This is a genomic window from Microbacterium hanjuni, assembly GCF_043556395.1.
Taxonomy (GTDB): Bacteria; Actinomycetota; Actinomycetes; order Actinomycetales; family Microbacteriaceae; genus Microbacterium.
In genome coordinates this window covers 1,499,835-1,518,466 of sequence record NZ_JBIGIK010000001.1, presented here as the reverse complement: position 1 = coordinate 1,518,466, position 18,632 = coordinate 1,499,835, and the positions used below count along the sequence as shown (strand labels likewise).

The window sequence follows — 18,632 nt, the reverse complement described above, 5'->3', positions numbered from 1 at the left end:
TCAGGCGCCGATCCGCTGCCAGCGGTCGCCACCACGCTGCGAAGCCTCGTTCGACGCGGCGTCCGCGGCGCTCACCAGGGCCTCGAAGTCCCACCCCACCACGTCGACCGGCGCCCACCCGACGCTCGCCGACAGTTTGACGGCGAGCTGCTGCGCAGCATCCATCTCCGTCACATCGTTGAGCAGCTCGCGCACGTGCTGGCGGATCACGGCGCCCGGGCGCGCCAGCACCACGACCAGCCGTCCTCGAGAGCGACGGCCGATGTCGGCTTCGGCGGGGAAGGCGTCGAGAACCGTCTGCTCGAAGCGGGCGACGACGCGATCGAAGGATGCTTCGCCCGCGGCCGTTCGGATGTCTGCCGGGTCGTCGAGCTGCACCATGAGCATCACCCAGCTGTTCTCGCCCCGGGCGTGGGCGCGGCGCAGACGGTCGGTGACGGTGACGGTGAACTGCGCCCAGGAACGCGCGGTCGTTCGTCCGACGGGCGACACCGAGGTGAAGTACAGCAGCGTGACCGTCGCGCAGACGAGGTAGACGAGCATGCTGACGGCGTTGAGCATGCGAACGAGGGAGAGGTCGTTGTCGTCGTCGGCGGGCAGCAGCAGACCCGAGATCAGCACGAAGAAGCCGAGCACGCCGAAACACGCCGAGACGAGACTCAGCGGCAGGACGAGCCGTTCATGACGGTCGGGGGACCGGCGGATCTCGAGCCAGGTCAAGGCTCCGAAGATCGACGCGACGAAGAACAGCGCGCGGAAGCCGATGCTGTACAGCGCGGGGTCGGTGAGGGCGACCAGTGCCGCGGCCGAAATGACGCCCTGCACCAGGGCGATCCACGGGTAGGCGCGTTGAGAGCGGCGGGCGCGGAAGCCCGACCAGATCAGCGCGGGGGCGCCGAGCATGAGCCCGAGCCCCGCCCGGCGCGCGGACTCGTCGCCGATCGACTCGCCCGCCAGGCTCGCCCAGGTGCCCACCATCGCCAGGATGAACGCCAGCGACCAGAGGAGGGAGGAACGGCTCGGGCGCTGCAGGAAGCCGAGCCCCACGACCATCACGGTTCCCAGCGAAGCGACGACCGCCTGGGCGATGCCCAGATTGGCGACGACCGTCGACTCCATGAACCCGCTACGCCCCCGTGTCGGCCGGCAGGTGGACGGTCACGGTGGTGCCGGTGCCCTGCTCGCTTTCGATGTCGAGGCTACCGCCATGCTGCGTGATGATGTCGCGCACGATGCCCATCCCGAGGCCCGTGCCGGGCGTCGAGCTCTCCCGTGCCGCCTGGGTGCGGAAGTAAGCGTCGAAGATGCGGGGGATATCGGCCTGGGCGATGCCGATGCCGGAGTCGGCGAAGGCGACGCGCAACTCGCCGTCCGCCTGGGTGGCGGTGATCACGACGGTGCCGCCGCCGGGGGTGTACTTGATGGCGTTGCTCAGGATGTTGTCGAACGCCTGGCGCAAGCGGAAGGCATCGCCCACGATCGGCAGGACCTCGGGCGCGTCGAGACGCACGCTCACCCGGCGCCCCAGGGCTGCGGGGCGGAACGATTCGAGCGAGGCCTCGAGCACCCGGCGCACATCCGCGGGACGGGTGGAATTCTCCTCGCGGAAGTGCGCACGTGAGCTGCCGAGGATCTCGGAGATGAGCGTCTGCATCCGCTGGCCGGCGTTGTCGATCACTTCGATCTGCTCCCGGGCCTTGGGCGAGAGCGACTCGTCGTCCAGGAGCAGGTCGGCGTGGCCGATGACGGCCGTGAGGGGGTTGCGCAGCTCGTGCGACACGACGGCGGCGATCTGCTCGCGCGCCCGCTCGGCTTCGATCAGGGCGGTCACGTCGTGCACGATCAGCAGGGTGCTGGCGCCCTCGTCGGTGTTGGCGGAGAGGAACCGCGTCGACACCGACAGGGCGTGCCATTGGCCGGAGGTGTCGTACAGCCAGACGCGCTCGTCCTCGAACTGCTCGCCGCGAGCGGCGCGCTGGAACGGGCGCTCGCCGTCGAGCAGAGGGTCGCCGCGCAGCGTGGCGTACTCGACCGATCCGCCGGGGCGCTTCGGGTCCTCACGGTCGATCGCGTAGAGCGCGACGTAGTGGTCGTTGAGCGCGAGCACTTCGCCGTCGGAGGACAGGCGCGCGATGCCGGTGTCGAGGCCGTTGAGCATCTGCGACACCCGACGCTCCTGGCCGGTGACCCGCTGCAGGGTGCCTTGCAACCGGCTCGCCTGCCGTCGCAGGAGTTGCTTGAAGGCGTTGTTCTGCCGGGCGGTCAGGTGCGTCGTCATCCCGATGAACGTCAGCGAGAGCATCACGGTGATGAGCCGCAGGGCGGTGGAGGACGTGGGCCCGTTGAGGGCCGCGTCGACGAGGATCGAGACGCCGATCAGGCCGAGCGCGACGATGAGGCTCGGCAGCGAGAAGTAGGTGGCGATCCAGATCACCGGGAACACCCAGAAGAAGCCGAAGCGCAGCTCGCTGCCGTACGCGAGGAGGGCGATGCCGAGCAGATCGCCGAACGGCAGCAGGATGACGGCGGAGCGGGGAACGCGCGGCCACGGCACGATGAGCGAGACGGCGGTGAGCACGATGATCACCGCGACCCCGGCCGAGAACGTCCAGACCGCGAACAGGGAGGGCTGGAGGGCCTGCACCACCAGCACGGTGATCACGACGCTCGCGGCGAGCACCAGTTGGGTGAGCCACACCGATCGGGTACGGCTGTTCGGCGACGATCCGTCGCCGTCGATTTCGGACGTGTCCAGGGGCGTCGCGGCAGGAAAACGGTTCGCCGCAGACATGAGGTCGAGTCTAGTGAGGCGTGGTGTATTCTCTTGCCCGCCATCCTTCTCTGCTCCGCCGACCGCCCGAACGTGTCGACCCGGCGAGACTCCCCCTGAGGCCTGCACCCCGCAGCGCGATGGTCGTCCGACCGACCCTGCGCGCCTGCGCGACGCTTTCCTCAGGAGTGAGCAATGACCTACCGCCTTTCCGCGCGCCCGCGCGCCGCCGTCCTCGTCCTCGCCCTCGCGGCCGGGTTGTCGCTCACCGGGTGCTCGCAGGTGCTCGACGTGTTCGGCACCGCGCCCACGGCCGCGAGCGTCGAGGACCCGGCCATCGTCGTCGTCCCGACCCCGCAGCCCACCGCGTCGATGTCCTTCGATTCGGCCTTCAGCTACAACGGGTCGGTGTCGCTGTCCACCGACATCGCCGACGGGCTGCAGGTGACCCTCGACATGTGGGCTGTCGCGCCCAGCCGCACCATGGAGTGGACACCCGAGGCGGACAAGGCTTTCGGCTTCGCCATCAACGCCCATGACAGTCGGGTCGATCAGAAGGCCGTGCTGGCCGAGAAGCGTCGCGTGTACATCTCGGCGATCTCGATCCGGTCTCAGACGGCGCAGGCGTCGGGGCAGACGCAGAGTCCGTTCCAATTCAGCGCCGACCCGCGCACGCTCGTGCCCGCCGACACGATCCGTTCCGACCGAGGTCTGCTGCTCAACAGCTTCCAGGGCGGACTGTACGTTCCCGAGACCAGCATCCATCAACTGCCGAACGACACCTTCGGCATCACGCTGGAGTTCTCGATGAACGTCGCCGTCGAGGGCTCGGCCAATGACGAGACCTCGTTCACCCAGCAGACGATCTACCAGTACGTGCCGATCTCCATCTCGCCGAGCCTCGGCTGAGCGATTCCCTCCCCGCGGTTCTTGCGGAAACCTTGGGGGAGGGAAGGGCCCGGCCTGGGGTTTTCCTGCGCTGCGAGGAGCAGAGTGGGGTTTGTGGCCGCAAGGACACGATCTCCACGACAGGAAGACCCCACCATGAGCGATCTGCGCAGCTCCTACGCCTCTCCGGCATTGACGTCGGTGCCGCTCGCCCATGAGCCGGTACGACCCAACGACGAAGCCTCCTTCGCCGACGACTTCTCCTCGGTCCTGGAGAACACCTCCGGTCACCGCTCGACCATCGGCTGCGTCATCCCCGCGTACAACGAGGAGGAATCGATCGCCGAGGTCATCGAGGCGCTGCTGAAGCAGACGCGCGTCCCCGACGTCATCCACGTGGTCGTGAACAACACCTCCGACGCGACCGTGAAGATCGCCTCCGAGTACAGCGGACCGCACGAGATCATCACCGAGCTCGGCGAGCAGTTCACCGAGGTGTTCGTGCACGACATCGGCAAGAACCCCGACAAGAAGGTCGGCGCGCTCAACTACGGCTACTCGCTCGTCGAGGGCTACGACTACCTGCTCGGCGTCGACGGTGACACGATCGCCGACCCGCAGGCGGTGGAGTACCTCGAGACCGAAGCGGTGGCCGACTCCCGCATCGGCGGCATCTCGGCGATCTACTCGATCGACGACCGCCCGATCAAGGGGCTGATGGGCAAGTTCCTCATCGCCGGTCAGCGCACGCAGTTCGCCGCGTTCAACCTGCAGAACCTGCTGCGCGGACGCAACATGGCGGTGCTCGGCGGACAGTTCTCGATCTTCTCCACGAACGCCCTGCGCGACGCGATGCGCCAGAACCACCAGAACTCGCCGTGGGTGCGCGACTCCGAGGTCGAGGACTCGCTGCTGTCGCTCCAGATCAAGAGCGCCGGCTACCTCACCAAGATCAGCCCCTACGCCCGCGCCGCCGTCGGCGGCATGACCACGCTGTCGGGCTACGACGCACAGCAGGTCAAGTGGACCTACGGGGCTATCGAGCTCATGTGGCCCGGGCAGCGCGGCGACACCAAGGGTCAGCCGCTGCACCCCAACCTGCGCCTCCGGTGGCTCGAGAACTTCGGCATGCTCACGAACCTGTTCGTGCGCGTGGCCTTCGTCACCCTGCTCGCCGGTTCGCTCTCGATCAACGCCTTCGTGTTCTCGGCGTGGTGGCTGCTGCCGTCCGCCATGGCCATCATGCTCAACGTGCGCATCGCTCGCACCATGCGGGATTGCAACGGGCGAGACCTGTTCTTCGCCGCTACGTTCCTCCCGGCCGAGATGTTCATGTGGGTGAGACTCAGCCACTTCGTGCGCTCCTGGAGCCGCTTCTTCTCCCGCAAGAAGGTCGACAACTGGGCCATGCAGGCCAAGGCCGAAAAGGGTGGTGGCCTCGGTCACTGGACGCCGTTCATCGTGCTCTTCGGTGTCGGCATCGCCATGGCCGTGATGTGGGTGCTCGTGCCGCCGATGGTGCAGTCGACCTTCCTCTGGATCGGCTGGCCGATCGTCGGTGTCGTCACCGTGCTGCAGACGCTCGGCATGTTCTTCAAGCTCGTCCGTCGCTACCACGGCTTCAAGGTCTGATCACGCTGCACGCGTGACGCGAACGCGGATGCCCCGGCCCTGGGGAGGGCTGGGGCATCCGGATACGCGGGTTCACCCCCGTGTGAGGTGGTCTTAGGCAGAGAAGAGAACACACACCCCCCACATTTCCTCTTCTCGCCCGAGACTCCTTCTCTCGTCCCGCCGGGGGCCCTTCGTCTCGTCGCTTCGCTCCGCGCTCAGGGGGCGGGCTGTCGCTTCGCTCCCCGCTCAGGCCCGGTGTTGTCGCCCGCTGAGTGAGCGAGGCGCGGTAATCCCGCCCGCTGAGCGAGCGCAGCGAGACGAAGCGTCGGGCGCTTGCCCTTCGTCTCGTCGCTTCGCTCCTCGCTCAGGGGGCGATGGCTCCGCCCGCTGAGCCAGCGAGGCGCGGTGTTTCCGCCCGCTGAGCGAGCGAGGCGCGATAGTCCCGCCCGTTGAGCGAGCGCAGCGAGACGAAGCGTCGGGCGCTTGCCCTTCGTCTCGTCGCTTCGCTCCTCGCTCAGGGGGCGATGGCTCCGCCCGCTGAGCGAGCGAGGCGCGGTGATCCCGCCCGCTGAGCGAGCGCAGCGAGACGAAGCGTCACCGGCGGCGAGTGCGGCTGCTCCACCCCGCGAGTTCGTTTCCGCGTCCCTCGATGAGAAGCATCTTTTTCGCCCGGCTCCACCCTTGGATACGCTTCTCCCACCCGAAGGCTTCGTCGATGCGGGCGAACTCCTCCGACCAGACCAGGCGAACGGGCAGCCGATCGCGGGTGTAGATGGCGCCCTCCCCGGACTGGTGCTGGGCGACCCGCAGCTCCAGGTTCTTCGTGCTTCCCGTGTAGAACGTTCCGTCAGCGCACTCGAGGATGTAGACGAAGCCCATGGGCGGGAACATACGAGAGGTCGGCACGGCGCCGACCGCATTGTCCACAGGGGCGCTCGCGGCCCTTCGTCTCGTCGCTTCGCTCCGCGCTCAGGGGGCGATGGTCCCGCCCGCTGAGTGAGCGCGGCCCGGTGGCGTCGCCCGCTGAGCGAGCGCAGCGAGACGAAGCGCTCACCACCCGGCGAGGGCGGGTCAGGCGGGGGAGACGAGCTCGGACGTCAGGCGGTAGCCGACTCCACGCACCGTCTCGATGTACCGCGGCGTCGCCGGGTTGTCGCCGAGCTTGCGGCGCAGGTTGGTCATGTGCGCCTCGATCGCGCGCTTATCGGCGTCGCCGACGAAGTAGCTCGTGACGTACGACTCGCCGCGCAGCACCAGCGTCAGGTCGGCCTTGCTGCGCACGCGCCGCTTCGACTCGAGCAGCGTGGCGAGCAGGTCGAACTCGGTGCGGGTCAGCTCGAGCTCGTGACCGCCGACGAGCACGATGCGCGTGTCGGGGTCGAGGTGCAGGTCGCGGTGGACGATCCAGTTCGCTCCGGTGGGAACGAGCGTGCCCTCGGGGCGCAGCTCGACGTCGGTGCCGGGGGCCGCGTGCGGTTCCGGTCCCTGGTGCGACGAGACGACGACGGCGCCTCCGGGCATCGCTGCCGTGGGGGAGAGACGGTGCTCCTCGAGCGGCGGCATCGCGGGTGCCGGCGCCGGCGCCGGCGCGTCCGCATCGCGGATCACGGGGATCGACTGCGTGTGGCCGGTGCCGCGCGCTCCGGGGAACGAGGGTCCGACGGAGTCCTGGCGGGGCGACCCGGCCACCGCGGCAGGGCCCGAACGCGGGCGCCGCAGCAGCGCTTCGATGCGTGCGCGCAGCTCGCGCGGCCGGAAGGGCTTGACAACGTATTCGTCGGCGCCGGCGCCGAGGCCCAGCACGACGTCGGCCTCGTCCTCGAGGCCGGTCAGCATGATGATGTACGTGTCGCTCTGGGCGCGGATGCGACGGGCAGCCTCGAATCCGTCGATCCCGGGCATGTTCACGTCGAGCGTGGTGATGAGCGGCTGATAGGCGACAACGGCCCGGACGCCGTCGATGCCGTTGCCGACGGAGACGGTGGAGAACCCGGCGGATTCCATCACCTCGACGAGCAGGTGACGGATATCGGGGTCGTCTTCAACGATGACGGCGGTCTTCACGTCTGCGGAATCGCTCATACCCCTACTCTCCGAACGGTGGATTGAGCCCCCGAAGGCGTCATCCGACACGTCCGACCGAGGGCACCACGCGGTCGAGCGCTATCCTTCCACACTTCCTCGGCGCCGGTTACGGGCCGCGCTCGGGTGTGTCAGCGCACCTCGCGGGTCAGCTCAGCCGCGCCCGCGGGCCACCACGTTCCGGCGGCTGGGCCCCCGTTGCAGGTGCCGTCGCTCTCGCCGGGCGGCTTGATCCAGAGGTTGGTGTCCACGACTCCGTCGCCGAAGCTGCCGCCGGGATCGCCGACGAGGCGCCCGGGAGGGTTGCACCAGTCCGCGCCCGCCGGCCCGGCGCCGTTGCGCGAGGTGTCGACGATGGCGTGCGTGTCACCGCCGAGCAATCCCGCCAGTTCGTGGGCGTAGGCGAACTCCTCGGTGGTGTGCTGGTAGTTCGACACGTTCGTGACGAAGCCGCGCACGCGGTCGAGCACGCCGACCTGGCGGATGAGATCGGCCATCTGCTGAGCGGGGAGCCAATCGGAGTGGCCGCCGTCGAGGTAGATCCAGGTGTCGATGCCGGTGAGGCGGTCGACGGCGCCGGAGAGCTGTACGACCCGGTCGGCGATGTTGCCGCAGTCGGGAGCGAGAGCGAGGCTGTCGGGCTCGAGGATCACGATCTTCTGCAGATCCTTCTCGCTGTCGAGCGCTTGCCCGATGAGCTGCGTCCACTCGACGTAGTCGTCGGGGTCGAGTCCGCCGGCTGAGAAGTTGCCGCAGTCGCGTCCGGGCAGACCGTAGATGACGACCGCGAGCGAAGCATCCTGGTCCCGCGCCTCCGAGGCGAGGTGCGCGATCCGTTCCTGCACGGTCTCGATCGGGTCGAGCTCGGGGGTCAGCCAATACGCCGTGGGCTGCTGGGCCAGGTATTCGGCCGCGGCGGTCTCTTCGGCGGTGGGTGCGGCGTCGCCGGTGGCCCAGCCCGCGGCCTTGGACTCGTTCGGGGCGACGATCACGGTCCCCACGGCGGGTGGTCGTGCCGACAGCGTCTGGAAGAACGTCTGCGCGTACGACCCCACGACAGCGATGATGGCGATGAGCGCGATACCCGCGAGAACGATCCCGCTGATCAGCAGGATCTTCTTGGTCTGTCGACGCTTCGTCGAGGTCGGCTTGGCCATCAGGTGGAGCCTACCCTCGCCCGCTGCGGATCCGACCGGGGCTGCCGGCACCGGCCGGGTGAAAAGTTAAAGCCCTCGACGAAACGGACATGGTCACGTGCCGGCGAGGGCTGGCGACCGGTGCCGGGCCGCCGTCTCCCAGCATAAGCCCTTGTCCACCGTTTGGGGGACAAGGCGACCCCGTCGCACACCGTGTGAGTTCTTAGCCCTGAGGGGGCGGATGCTTAGGGCCTTGCGCGGGTTAGGCTCTGGCTGTGGGGAAACTGATTTACAACGCGCAGGGTGGTTCCTTCGATATCGAAGACCGCCCGCTGTCCCACCTGCGCGTCGTGTTCATGAACAAGCTGCGTCGGGGCGAGTCCTTCATGTTCCAGCACGTGCCGGGCGACGGCAGCGGCTCGCGCTCGGTCTGGGTGCATCCCTCGATCCCGCTCGTCTTCCACTTCTACGGCAGCCGCCCGCCGGTGCTGAACCGGCGCTGGGTCGACGCCCTCATGCTCGAAGCGAGCGGGCCGAACGGGCTCGGACCGGTGGCCGAACCCGATGCGGACGCCGCGGAGACTCAGCCCGCGTGAGCTGACGCTCGCCTCAGGCGCACTCCTGGTCGACGGCTTCGCGCACGCGCTCGAGGAACACCGCGATCTGCTCGGCGGCGTCGGGAGACAGGTCGGCCGCAAAAGCGCGGATGCTGGCGGTGATCGGGTCGATGTCGTCGGGGTCGACCGAGCGGTCGAACGGCACGACGAGTTTGCTGCGGCGGTCACGCGGATTCTGGGCGAAGGAGATGAGGCCGCCTGCGTGCAGCCGGTCGAGCATCGCGGTGACCGAGGCTCCCGAGACACCGAGGTGGGCGGCGATCTCGCTCGGGGTCACGTCGTCGCCGATATCCGCCCGCTCGAGGATGAACCGCATCGCCGCGCGCGCGTTCTCGCTCGGGCCGCAGTTGGTCTGCCGACGGCGCGTCAGGCGCGCCTCCGACAGGCGCAGCAGCTCCGCGGCGCGCGCCGCGTCGCGGATCGGAGTCTCAGTCACGGTCATGAGCGCTCTCCCGTGCGGGTAGGGCGGGTGTTGCGGACTCGGCCAGTCTATCGAGCGCCCCTGCGTCGCCCGATGGCGCGAAAACGGCGTGCGAAAGTAGCTAGACAGTCTAGTAAAGTGATCACCGAACGATGACATGGGGGGACCAACATGGGGCAGCTCTACTACGGCAACACCGACCTCGCCGTCGAGATCGCTGATGCCCTCCTCGCCCACGTGAAGGTCGTCACGGCGACCAAGCTGCGACGGGGCGAGAGTTTCACCCTGTCGTGGGTGCACCCCGATCACGCCCCCGTCGGTCGGACGACCATCTGGCTCCAGCCCGCGATCCCCCTGCGGTTCGTCTTCGAATCGGCCGAGCCCGAGATGCTCGATCCGGCCCTGCTGCAAGAGCTCGTCAACAGCGCGAACTCCTCCGGCGGTTTGTCGATCGACATCGTGGGCGCGCGCGAAGCCGCGCGGGCTACGCTGCCCGCATGATCACCGACGCCGCACGCGAGTTCCTGGCCGAGTACCACCTGGCGACGCTGTCGACCCTCGGCCGCAGCGATCGCATCCACGCCGTGCCCGTCGGTTTCACGTACGAGGACGACATCGTGCGCGTGATCGGTTCGCGCGGCTCGCAGAAGTTCCTCAACGTCGAGCGCCGCGGCCGGGCCTCGATCTGCTCGGTTGACGGCATCCGCTGGATCAGCTTCGAGGGTCCTGCGGTCGTGTCGGACGATCCGGATGCTGTCGCCCACGCCGTCGAGCTGTACGCGCAGCGCTATCGGCAGCCGCGCGAGAACCCCGACCGCGTGGTGTTGGAGATGTCGGTGGCCCGGGTGCTGGGTTCCGCCGCGTTCCGCGCCTGAACCGGGAAGCGAAGAGGGGCGGTCGGCTTGCGCCGACCGCCCCTCTTCCGTTCGAACGTCAGTTCTCGACGTCGCCGCGCCAGGCGCCGGTCTCCGTGCCGCGCGACTCGATGAACTTCTTGAAGTTCTCGAGGTCCTTCTTGACCGCGTGGTCGTCGACACCGACAGCCGCGCCGATCTTCTCGAGCACGCCGGTGGGCTCCCAGTCGAGCTGAACGGTGACGCGCGAGGACGTCTCGGACAGCTTGTGGAACGTCACCACACCGGCCTGGTTCTCATCGCCGCCGATGCTCTTCCACGCCACGCGCTCGTCGGGGTGCTGCTCGGTGATCTTGGCGTCGAACTCGCGCTCCTGACCGCCGATCTTGACCTTCCAGTGCTGCGTGGTGTCGTCGATCTGCTTGATCGACTCGACGAAGCTGAGGAACTGCGGGAACTCCTCGAACTGCGTCCACTGGTTGTACGAGGTGTGAACGGGGACGTCGACGTCGATGGACTCGATGATCTGGGCCATGATGTGCCTTTCTGATCTGCAATCGCGGGTCACACCATCGTGTCGCGCCGCGATGTCCGCCCACCCGCCCTTGACAACTAGCCTCGAAGGCATGAGAACCTTCACCCGCTGGACGCTCGCCGCCGCCATGCTTTTCGCCGGTCTCAGCCACCTGTTCTGGGCCCGCAAGGACTTCCAGGCGCAGGTGCCCGATCTGCTGGTCGAGAAGCTGCCGATCGACAAGGATGCGGTCGTCGTCGCCTCCGGTGTCGTGGAGATGGCGTTCGGAGCAGCTCTTCTCGGTCTGCCCCGCGAGCGCAGCCGCATCGGCTCGCTGCTCGCCCTGTTCTTCGTCGCCGTCTTCCCCGGCAACGTCGACCAGTGGCGCAAGCACCGCTCCGCGTTCGGGCTCGACACGGATCGTCGCCGGTTCGTGCGGCTGTTCTTCCAGCCGGTGCTCGTCGCCTGGGCCTGGTGGTCGACCCGCCCGACGTCGCGCTGATCCTCAGCACACCTCGAAGGCGTAGTCCGCGTCTCCCGGGGCCGTAAGTTCGCGGTCGCGGAGCACCATCGACGCGGGCGACGACGGATCTGCGCACATCTCCGCGAACGGCCGGGGCGCAGCATCCGTGTATTCGACATCCACGACCGCCGTCCCGTAGACCTCGGAGTACTCCGAGCACTCCTCGGAGGCCGCGCACTCCTCGGTGACGGCGAAGTCGAAGCCGGCGTCGGCGTGCAGGTCGGCAGCGAACTCCGCGGCGTTCTTCTGGGCTGCTGCCAGCCCTGCGTCGTGGGCGATGCCGACGAGCGCGGTCGCGAGGGCCAGGTTGTCTTCGAGGCTCAGCGCCCCGTCGGTGCGGGTGAAGGTGTCGAGGTTGTCGAACTCGACGGCCTGGAAGCCGGCGGCGGCGCACCCCTCGATCCACGGCCGCACGATCGCCTCGATGGCGTCGCGCTTGTCGGCCGAAGCCGTGTCGAGGATGACCTCGTCGGGCCAGTCGGGGTCGATGAGCGGCCCACCGTCGGAGTCGTGCAGAAGCAGCTCCTCGGGCCAGAGAGCGAGCTCACCGGGCTGCGTCTGGAAACCGTTCACGTAGCAGATCGAGTACAGCCCCTCAGCGGGCGCGGCGGAGCGGTCGCGCCCCACGATCTGCACGCGCGCATCGGGCGGGTACGCGACACCGAGCTGGTAATCGGGCGTGCCGCCCGCGGGGGGAAGGGCGGGATGCGCTGTCGGCTGTGCGGTCGCCGCGCACCCGGCCAGCGTTGCGGCTGCCATCGCCAGGGCGAGCAACGCCCACCCCGCGCGGATGCGGCCGGTCACCCGCCGACGGTCGAGCCGAAGCCCGATTTGCCGGAGGTTCCGAAGCCGCCCCGGAGGGCGGTGCGATCGCCGGTGTTCGCACCGGCGGGAGCGGGGGAGACCACGTCTCCCTGCAGCCTCGAGCCGGGCGCCGCGAAGCCGCCCGATCCGACCGTTGACCAGCCGGCGACGTTGGGGGAGTTCCATCGCGAACCGGCGAAGATGATCGGTCCGAGCCACGCGTGCGTGTAGCCGCCGCCGGAGTACGCGGCCGCCGATTCGCAGAGGTCTTCGGGATTGTCGGCGATGCTCTCGCCCTGCCGCTCGAGCTCGGCGATCTGGGCCGTGATGTCCTCGATGCACGCCTCTTTCGAGTCGTACTGCGGCCGCTCCGCGTTCGCGGGCACGACGTACTTCTGCCCGTCGGCGCCGTCCAGCACGATCCCCTCCTCGGTGGGAGCGCAGCCCGACATGGCGAGCACGGCGCCGGCGATCGAGGCGACTGCGGCGGTGCGGGCGAGTCCGGGCCGGGCGATCATCGAGGCACGGTGACGCGCGGCGATGCCGGTCAGCGCGGGACCGGCGGATGCTGCAGGGCTCACGGCGTCTCCTCGATGTAGTGCGGCACGAACTCGGCGAGGTCGCCGGTGATGGGTCCGCTCGTTTCGCGGAGGTCGATCCCCGCCGGATCCCCGCCGACGATCCAGCTGCCGATCACGGCGGTCTTGCCGGGGATCGGCTCGAAGCGCGCCCGACGTTGGAAGACGAGACCGTCGGTGTCGTAGGCGCCGGGCGCGGCGGCCACCACCGTGCCCGCTCCGTCGTAGACGGTGACGTTGGCGCCCTCACGGCCCAGGCGGGGCTTCGAGACGTACCCGCGCCCGAGCAGTGGGTACGAGGTGGTGTAGGCCGGGAGCAGGTTCGGGTGGTCGGGGAACAGTTCCCACAGCACGACCAGCAGGTGCTTGTTGCTGAGCAGCAGCTTCCAGGCCGGCTCGACCCACTGCGTGGTCTCGCGGCTGAGCGGCAGGAAGTCGCCGAACTTCTCCGTGATCATCCACTCCCACGGGTACAGCTTGAAGATGTGCTCGACGGCCTCGTCGTCACCGTCGATGAACAGATGCCGCTCGACGCTCCAGCGGAGATCCTCCATGAAGATGAGCTTCGGGGAGAATCCCGCGGCGGCGGCGGTCTCGGCCATGTACGCGACGGTGTCGAAGTCCTCGACGATGAGCTCGCCGTCACCGGAGTCGCGGAGTGAAGCGAGGTGGAGGCGCGCACCGAGGTCGAGCTCCCACCGCTCGTCACGGATGTGCGTCCACTGCTCGATCAATCGGTCGTGGAGGTCGTTGAACTGGTCGGCGCCCGCCGGCAGCACTCCGGAGGCGCGCAGGTCGTCGAGCCACTGCCACTGGGCGGCGGCGGTCTCCACGAGCGAGGTGGGGGTGTCGGCGTTGAACTCGAGCATCTTCACTGTGCCCGATTTCCCAGGGCCGGACTTGCCCGGGCCCGAAGCGCCGTCGGGCCCGGCGTCGTAGGCGAGGTCGAAGCGGCCGTAGACGGTCGGGTCGTCGTCGTCCCACGACGCCCGCACCAGCTCGTGGAAGCGATCGGGGATGCCGAACTCGGCGAAGCGTCCGGCGCGCACCACGACTTCGACAGCATCCATGCATCGATCGAAGAGCTCTTTCGTCGCCGACTCGATCAGGCGGATCTCATCGAGTGTGAAGACGTACGCGGCGGTCTCGTTCCAGTACGGCCGACCGCCCTCGGAGGGGAGGTCGTAGAAGCTGAAGCCCACCTCATCGAGCCGCGCTCGCCAGGCGGGGCGGGGTGGCATCTCGGTGCGTCGCATTGCTCGAAGCCTAAACCCGCTGAGCGCAAGCCGTACCCGCTCGCCGAGGAGTGCCGCCACGATGGGACCGTGACGAAGACCTCGCGCGCCTCGGCGCTGTTGGCTGCGGTCGCGCTGCTCGCGCTCGCCGCGTGTGCACCCGAGCCGACCGCCCCGACCGCCGCGCCGACCCCGACGGCGACCACCGCGCGGTCCACGCCCACCCCCACCCCGACGCCCACGACTGTGGACCCGATCGCCGACCTCAGCCTCGAGCAGCGCGTGGGGCAGCTCTTCATGGTGGGCACGTCGGTCGCCGCTCCCGACCCCGTCACGCTCGCCGCGGTGTCCGATCAGCACGTCGGGGGCGTGTTCCTGCACGGCCGGTCGTCAGCGGGGGTGGATGCTGCGGCCGCCTTCGTGGGGGCGTTCAGCGCGGTGCACGACCCGGCGGATCCTCCCCTGTGGGTCGCGACCGACCAGGAGGGCGGCGACGTGCAGGTGCTCTCGGGCCCCGGTTTCGATGACATGCCGACGGCGCTGACGCAGGCGCGGAGCGACGCCGCGACGGTGCAGGCGGATGCCACCCGCTGGGGTGCGCAGTTGCGGGCGGCGGGGGTCACGATGAACCTCGCTCCCGTCGCCGACATCGTGACGAGCCCCGAGGTCGGCGCGCAGAACCCGCCCATCGGCGCGCTCAACCGGGAGTACGGCTTCGACGAGGCGACGGTCGCCTCTCGCGCCGGGGCCTTCGCCACGGGGATGCGCGCATCGGGAGTGCTGCCCACGTTCAAGCACTTCCCGGGTCTCGGCCGGGTCTCCCAGAACACCGATACCACTGCGGGGGTGGTCGACGACGTGGTCGGAGCGGATTCGCCCGACGTCGCGGTGTACCGCACCCTGTTGGCAGAGGGCCCCGCGGTCGTGATGATGTCGACCGCGATCTACGCGCGCATCGACGCGAACGCCCCGGCCGCCTTCTCGCCCGCCGTGGTCACGGGCTTGCTGCGCGGCCAGCTGGGATATACCGGTGTCGTGACGACCGACGACCTCTCCGCGGCCGATCAGGTGGCCGCGTGGTCGCCGGCCGACCGCGCCACTCTCTCGATCGCTGCGGGGGTCGACCTCGTGCTGGTGTCGGCCGACCCCTCGCTCTTCCCCGAGATGTATCAGGCCGTCCTGGCTCGGGCGCAGAGCGACCCGGCCTTCGCCGCCCAGGTCGACGCGGCCGCCCGCCGAGTGGTGCAGGCCAAGCAGCCCTGACCCCGGTCAGTGCGAGGGGCTCTGATCCTTCGCATGGATGACCGGCTCGCCCTCGATCTCGCCGCGATCCTTCTTGCGGTCGTCGTGGCGGGTCTTCGCGAGGCTGGCCACGGTGGCGACGGCGATGGTGGCGCCGATGAACACGAGCGAGAACCAGATCGGGATCTCGGGCGCCCACAGCACCGGCTCGCCGCCGTTGATGAAGGGCAGCTCGTTGACGTGGAGGGCGTGGAACACCAGCTTCACGCCGATGAAGGCGAGGATGATCGCGAGGCCCTGAGCAAGGAAGACGAGGCGCTCGAGCAGCCCGCCGACGAGGAAGTACAGCTGACGCAGCCCCATGAGCGCGAAGGCGTTCGCGGTGAACACGATGTAGGCCTCGTTGGTGAGTCCGTAGATCGCGGGGATCGAGTCGAACGCGAAGACCAGGTCGATGAACCCGATGGCGATGATCGTGAGGAACATCGGGGTGATGAATCGCTTGCCGTCGATCTTGACGGTCAGCTTGTCTTCGTGGAACTCGTTGTGGACGGGCAGGATGCGACGAACCAGACCCATGAACCGGCCGTTCGCCGGATCCGACTCACCGTGGGTGAACGCCTGACGGTAGGCGAGCACGAGCAGCAGGGCGCCGAAGATGTAGAAGACCCACGAGTAGTTCTCGATCAGGGCCGCGCCGAGCGCGATGAAGATGCCGCGCATGACGAGCGCGATCGCGATGCCGATGAGCAGCACCTTCTGCTGGTACTTCTTCGGCACCGCGAATCCGGTCATCACCAGGAGGAACACGAAGATGTTGTCGACCGAGAGGGCCTTCTCCGTCAGGTAGCCGGCGAAGTACTCCCCGCCGAAGTTCCAGCCCGAGAACATGCCGATACCGACGCCGAACAACAGTGCCAGGCCGATGTAGAACACCGACCAGCGGGCGGACTCGCCGATCGAGGGTTCATGCGGTGTGCGTACGTGCGCGAAGAACTCGAAGGCGAAGAACGCGATGGTGACGGCGATCGTGATGAGCCAGATGAGTGGGGTGATCTCCACAGGAGTGCTCCAAGGGTGAGAGGACGTTCGAATAGGACGTCAAGGTCTCTTCCACCTCGGATCAGAGCCGAGGCCGACGGGCCGGGACTCTTCATCAAGTCCGTAGTGACGGGTCCGCCGCAGTCGGGAATACTCCCCTTGCTCTTACAGAATACAGCATCCGTTCCGCTACGCCGTGCCGTCGACCGACGCAACCCCTCCGGTACTGCAGGTGCGCGCGCCTAGCATCGCGACATGGACAGCAGTGAGATCCGTTGGAACGAGCCCGCCCGAGCGAAGATCCTCGATGACGCCGACCGGGTGCTGCGCGAAGCCGTGATCGCTGTCGCGGCATCGCACCAGGGCGAGTCGTCCGACGCCGCCTTCGCCGAGTTGAACGCCCGGCTGAAAGACCGCTTCATCGATTACGAGCCCGGCCCCGATCTGCGCAAGTACGCCGACGCGATCGTCGCCGGCGAGATCGAGTCCTGACCCGGAGGCTCAGCCGCCGAACAGGCGCGAGAAGAAGCCGTTGCCGCTCTTCCAGCCGAGTGCGGTGAGTGCTTCCACGACGGGGGCCTTCACCTCGTCGGTGGTGAACTTCCAGCCGTAGACGTAGCCCTCTTCGGTGCCGTTGCGGTCGGTCTGCTCGGTGTGCAGCGCCGCGCCCTTCTGGAAGGAGAACTTCTTCTGCGGGCCCTTCTGCCAGCTCTTGGACATGCCGAGGCCCGTCGCGTTGAAGTGCACCTCGGACTGCGAGGACGACTCCTCGAACTTCCACTCGGAGTCGGCCGCGTCGAGGATCACCGTCAGCTCATAGGACTCGTCGACCTTGCCGCCGGCGATGTAGCTGTGCCAGAACACGTCGGCGTACTTCCAGAGCGCACGCACGCCGTCGGGCGTCGGTTCGTACACGAAGGGGAGCTTTTCGGAGTTGAGCGCGAGGATCGCCTGCTGAGCCTGTTCGAAGGTGGTCGCCATGGCCGCAGTCTTTCAGAGAGCTCGGAGCTTTTCGAGCAACGGCTCGGCGATCTCCGCCACGAAGCGCTCCTGCTGCTCGTCACCCACCTGCACGATCGCGATGTCGGTGAATCCGGCGTCGACGAAGGGGCGGACGCTTTCGGCGAGGGCGTCGAGGTCGGGACCGCACGCGATCGCCTCCGCCACGTCTTCGGGGCGCACGAACTGGCTGGCTCCGGCGAAACCGGCGGGGGTGGGGAGGTCGGCGTTGACCGACCAACCGCCGGCGAACCATCGGAATTGCTCGTGGGCACGGGCGATCGCCGCGTCCTTGTCGGGATCCCAGCTGATGGGGATCTGGCCGATCTTGCGGGAGGCGGGCTCGCCGGTGCGCGCGTCGTCCCACGCCGTCAGCAGGTCGGCGTCGGGCTCGGTGGTGATGAGGTGATCGGCGAGGGTCGCGAAGTTCTCGATCGAGCTCGGTCCGGACACGGCGACACCGATCGGGACGCCGTTGTCGGGGGCGTCCCAGACGCGGGCGGAGTCGACGCGGAAGTACTCGCCGCCGTAGGTGACGAGGTCGCCGGTGTGCAGCGCCTGGATGATCTCGATCGCCTCGACGAGCATGTCCTGGCGCACGAGCACCGAGGGCCACCCCTCGCCGACGACGTGCTCGTTGAGGTTCTCGCCCGACCCCACCCCGAGGGTGAAGCGGTTGTCCGAGAGGATCTGCAGGGTGGCCGACTTCTGCGCTACGACCGCGGGGTGGTACCGCATCGTCGGGCACGTGACGTAGGTCATGAGCTCGACGGTCGAGGTCGCCTGCGCGACCGCGCCGAGCACCGTCCACGCGTAGGGCGCGTGCCCCTGGGTGGTGAGCCAGGGGGAGTAGTGGTCGCTGGAGACGAGGAAGTCGAACCCGGCTCCCTCCGCCGCGGTCGCATACTTCACGAGCTCGCGGGGACCGCTCTGCTCGGTCATCAAGGTGTATCCGAACCGCGTCATGGCATCCTCCGGTGGTGTGGCGTGCTCACACGATAAGTTCCGGGGATGCTGCGGGTCTCGGGCTTGCGACGACGCGACCGTTGGGTTTAAAAGGGCTGGCGGCCGGTGATGGTGCGGGGCTTCGTCGATCGGGGCGCGACGTCACGGTCGCGGGTGGGCTTCGTCGTCTTCGACGTCTTCGAGGTTTCCGTGCGGTCGACACCGACCGAGAGGGGAGCAAGACGTGACGAACGTTCCTGAGGATTGTTCATCTTCGCAAGCTAAGGGGTGCACATGTCAACGCACTCAGGTTGGCCCGGTGTGGTATGGCCGAAACGCTGCTCCCCTGTCACGATCGACGGGTCGGGC

The 18,632-nt window shown here is 68.4% G+C and carries 21 protein-coding genes; 8 read left to right on the top strand and 13 right to left on the bottom strand.

Annotated elements, in window-relative coordinates:
* Entirely contained in the window at positions 1–1,119 is a 1,119-nt protein-coding gene (locus ACFXP5_RS07380; RefSeq protein WP_394544130.1) for a diguanylate cyclase domain-containing protein, read from the bottom strand.
* A gap of 7 nt (positions 1,120–1,126) precedes the next feature.
* The gene (locus ACFXP5_RS07375) at positions 1,127–2,791 is read right to left on the bottom strand and encodes a sensor histidine kinase (protein WP_394544129.1); all 1,665 of its coding nucleotides are present in this window, start codon (positions 2,789–2,791) and stop codon (positions 1,127–1,129) included.
* Between the two features lie 174 nt (positions 2,792–2,965).
* Between ACFXP5_RS07375 and ACFXP5_RS07370 the strand changes: the two genes are divergently transcribed.
* Together ACFXP5_RS07370 and ACFXP5_RS07365 are read left to right on the top strand one after the other, a co-directional pair.
* Positions 2,966–3,679 (top strand): fructose 1,6-bisphosphatase, encoded by a 714-nt coding sequence (locus tag ACFXP5_RS07370; RefSeq protein ID WP_394528281.1) that lies wholly within the window; start codon positions 2,966–2,968, stop codon positions 3,677–3,679.
* Positions 3,680–3,814: 135 nt separating this feature from the next.
* Complete coding sequence (locus tag ACFXP5_RS07365) at positions 3,815–5,290, top strand: glycosyltransferase family 2 protein (RefSeq protein ID WP_394528280.1); 1,476 nt, start codon at positions 3,815–3,817, stop codon at positions 5,288–5,290.
* A 576-nt stretch (positions 5,291–5,866) separates the two neighbouring features.
* On the opposite strand, the gene ACFXP5_RS07360 is transcribed toward ACFXP5_RS07365, so the two are convergent.
* The 3 genes from ACFXP5_RS07360 to ACFXP5_RS07350 all read right to left on the bottom strand — a co-directional run bounded on the left by ACFXP5_RS07360 (position 5,867) and on the right by ACFXP5_RS07350 (position 8,511).
* Positions 5,867–6,178, bottom strand: coding sequence for a GIY-YIG nuclease family protein (locus ACFXP5_RS07360; RefSeq protein ID WP_394544128.1), 312 nt, complete (start codon positions 6,176–6,178; stop codon positions 5,867–5,869).
* A 165-nt stretch (positions 6,179–6,343) separates the two neighbouring features.
* Positions 6,344–7,354 (bottom strand): response regulator transcription factor, encoded by a 1,011-nt coding sequence (locus ACFXP5_RS07355; RefSeq protein WP_394544127.1) that lies wholly within the window; start codon positions 7,352–7,354, stop codon positions 6,344–6,346.
* Positions 7,355–7,485: 131 nt separating this feature from the next.
* Entirely contained in the window at positions 7,486–8,511 is a 1,026-nt protein-coding gene (locus tag ACFXP5_RS07350) for a glycoside hydrolase family 6 protein (RefSeq protein WP_394544126.1), read from the bottom strand.
* 254 nt (positions 8,512–8,765) lie between these two features.
* Here ACFXP5_RS07350 and ACFXP5_RS07345 point away from each other — a divergent pair, with 254 nt between their 5' ends.
* Positions 8,766–9,086, top strand: a complete 321-nt coding sequence (locus ACFXP5_RS07345; RefSeq protein ID WP_394544125.1) for a DUF7882 family protein — start codon at positions 8,766–8,768, stop codon at positions 9,084–9,086.
* A gap of 13 nt (positions 9,087–9,099) precedes the next feature.
* Here ACFXP5_RS07345 and ACFXP5_RS07340 read toward each other — a convergent pair whose 3' ends face one another.
* The gene (locus ACFXP5_RS07340) at positions 9,100–9,549 is read right to left on the bottom strand and encodes a MarR family winged helix-turn-helix transcriptional regulator (protein WP_394528275.1); all 450 of its coding nucleotides are present in this window, start codon (positions 9,547–9,549) and stop codon (positions 9,100–9,102) included.
* 150 nt (positions 9,550–9,699) lie between these two features.
* Here ACFXP5_RS07340 and ACFXP5_RS07335 point away from each other — a divergent pair, with 150 nt between their 5' ends.
* The gene (locus ACFXP5_RS07335) at positions 9,700–10,029 is read left to right on the top strand and encodes a DUF7882 family protein (protein WP_394544124.1); all 330 of its coding nucleotides are present in this window, start codon (positions 9,700–9,702) and stop codon (positions 10,027–10,029) included.
* A complete protein-coding gene (locus ACFXP5_RS07330; RefSeq protein WP_394544123.1) occupies positions 10,026–10,403 on the top strand; it encodes a PPOX class F420-dependent oxidoreductase in 378 nt (125 codons plus the stop codon). Before ACFXP5_RS07335 ends, ACFXP5_RS07330 begins: the two co-directional genes overlap by 4 nt.
* A 58-nt stretch (positions 10,404–10,461) precedes the next feature.
* Here the strand turns inward: ACFXP5_RS07330 and ACFXP5_RS07325 are convergent, their stop codons facing one another.
* Positions 10,462–10,917, bottom strand: coding sequence for an SRPBCC family protein (locus tag ACFXP5_RS07325; protein WP_394528272.1), 456 nt, complete (start codon positions 10,915–10,917; stop codon positions 10,462–10,464).
* A gap of 91 nt (positions 10,918–11,008) precedes the next feature.
* On the opposite strand from ACFXP5_RS07325, the gene ACFXP5_RS07320 reads away from it, so the two are divergent.
* A complete protein-coding gene (locus tag ACFXP5_RS07320) occupies positions 11,009–11,398 on the top strand; it encodes a DoxX family protein (RefSeq protein ID WP_394528271.1) in 390 nt (129 codons plus the stop codon).
* A gap of 3 nt (positions 11,399–11,401) precedes the next feature.
* Here ACFXP5_RS07320 and ACFXP5_RS07315 read toward each other — a convergent pair whose 3' ends face one another.
* The 3 genes from ACFXP5_RS07315 to ACFXP5_RS07305 are packed head-to-tail and all read right to left on the bottom strand — an operon-like array spanning position 11,402 to position 14,057.
* Positions 11,402–12,223 carry an endo alpha-1,4 polygalactosaminidase gene (locus tag ACFXP5_RS07315; protein WP_394544122.1) on the bottom strand — a complete coding sequence of 274 codons (822 nt, stop codon included), beginning with the start codon at positions 12,221–12,223 and terminating at the stop codon, positions 11,402–11,404.
* Positions 12,220–12,804, bottom strand: coding sequence for a hypothetical protein (locus ACFXP5_RS07310; RefSeq protein WP_394528269.1), 585 nt, complete (start codon positions 12,802–12,804; stop codon positions 12,220–12,222). The genes ACFXP5_RS07315 and ACFXP5_RS07310 overlap by 4 nt, the downstream gene beginning before the upstream one ends.
* Entirely contained in the window at positions 12,801–14,057 is a 1,257-nt protein-coding gene (locus ACFXP5_RS07305; RefSeq protein WP_394544121.1) for a glutathionylspermidine synthase family protein, read from the bottom strand. Before ACFXP5_RS07305 ends, ACFXP5_RS07310 begins: the two co-directional genes overlap by 4 nt.
* A gap of 69 nt (positions 14,058–14,126) precedes the next feature.
* Between ACFXP5_RS07305 and ACFXP5_RS07300 the strand changes: the two genes are divergently transcribed.
* Positions 14,127–15,299 (top strand): glycoside hydrolase family 3 N-terminal domain-containing protein, encoded by a 1,173-nt coding sequence (locus ACFXP5_RS07300; RefSeq protein WP_394544120.1) that lies wholly within the window; start codon positions 14,127–14,129, stop codon positions 15,297–15,299.
* A 6-nt stretch (positions 15,300–15,305) separates the two neighbouring features.
* On the opposite strand, the gene ACFXP5_RS07295 is transcribed toward ACFXP5_RS07300, so the two are convergent.
* Positions 15,306–16,340, bottom strand: coding sequence for a TerC family protein (locus tag ACFXP5_RS07295; RefSeq protein ID WP_394528266.1), 1,035 nt, complete (start codon positions 16,338–16,340; stop codon positions 15,306–15,308).
* A 234-nt stretch (positions 16,341–16,574) separates the two neighbouring features.
* On the opposite strand from ACFXP5_RS07295, the gene ACFXP5_RS07290 reads away from it, so the two are divergent.
* Positions 16,575–16,811, top strand: a complete 237-nt coding sequence (locus ACFXP5_RS07290) for a hypothetical protein (protein WP_394528265.1) — start codon at positions 16,575–16,577, stop codon at positions 16,809–16,811.
* A gap of 9 nt (positions 16,812–16,820) precedes the next feature.
* Here the strand turns inward: ACFXP5_RS07290 and ACFXP5_RS07285 are convergent, their stop codons facing one another.
* The gene (locus ACFXP5_RS07285; protein WP_394544119.1) at positions 16,821–17,300 is read right to left on the bottom strand and encodes a hypothetical protein; all 480 of its coding nucleotides are present in this window, start codon (positions 17,298–17,300) and stop codon (positions 16,821–16,823) included.
* A gap of 12 nt (positions 17,301–17,312) precedes the next feature.
* Positions 17,313–18,284, bottom strand: coding sequence for an LLM class F420-dependent oxidoreductase (locus ACFXP5_RS07280; RefSeq protein ID WP_394544118.1), 972 nt, complete (start codon positions 18,282–18,284; stop codon positions 17,313–17,315).
* Between the last annotated feature and the right edge of the window lie 348 nt (positions 18,285–18,632).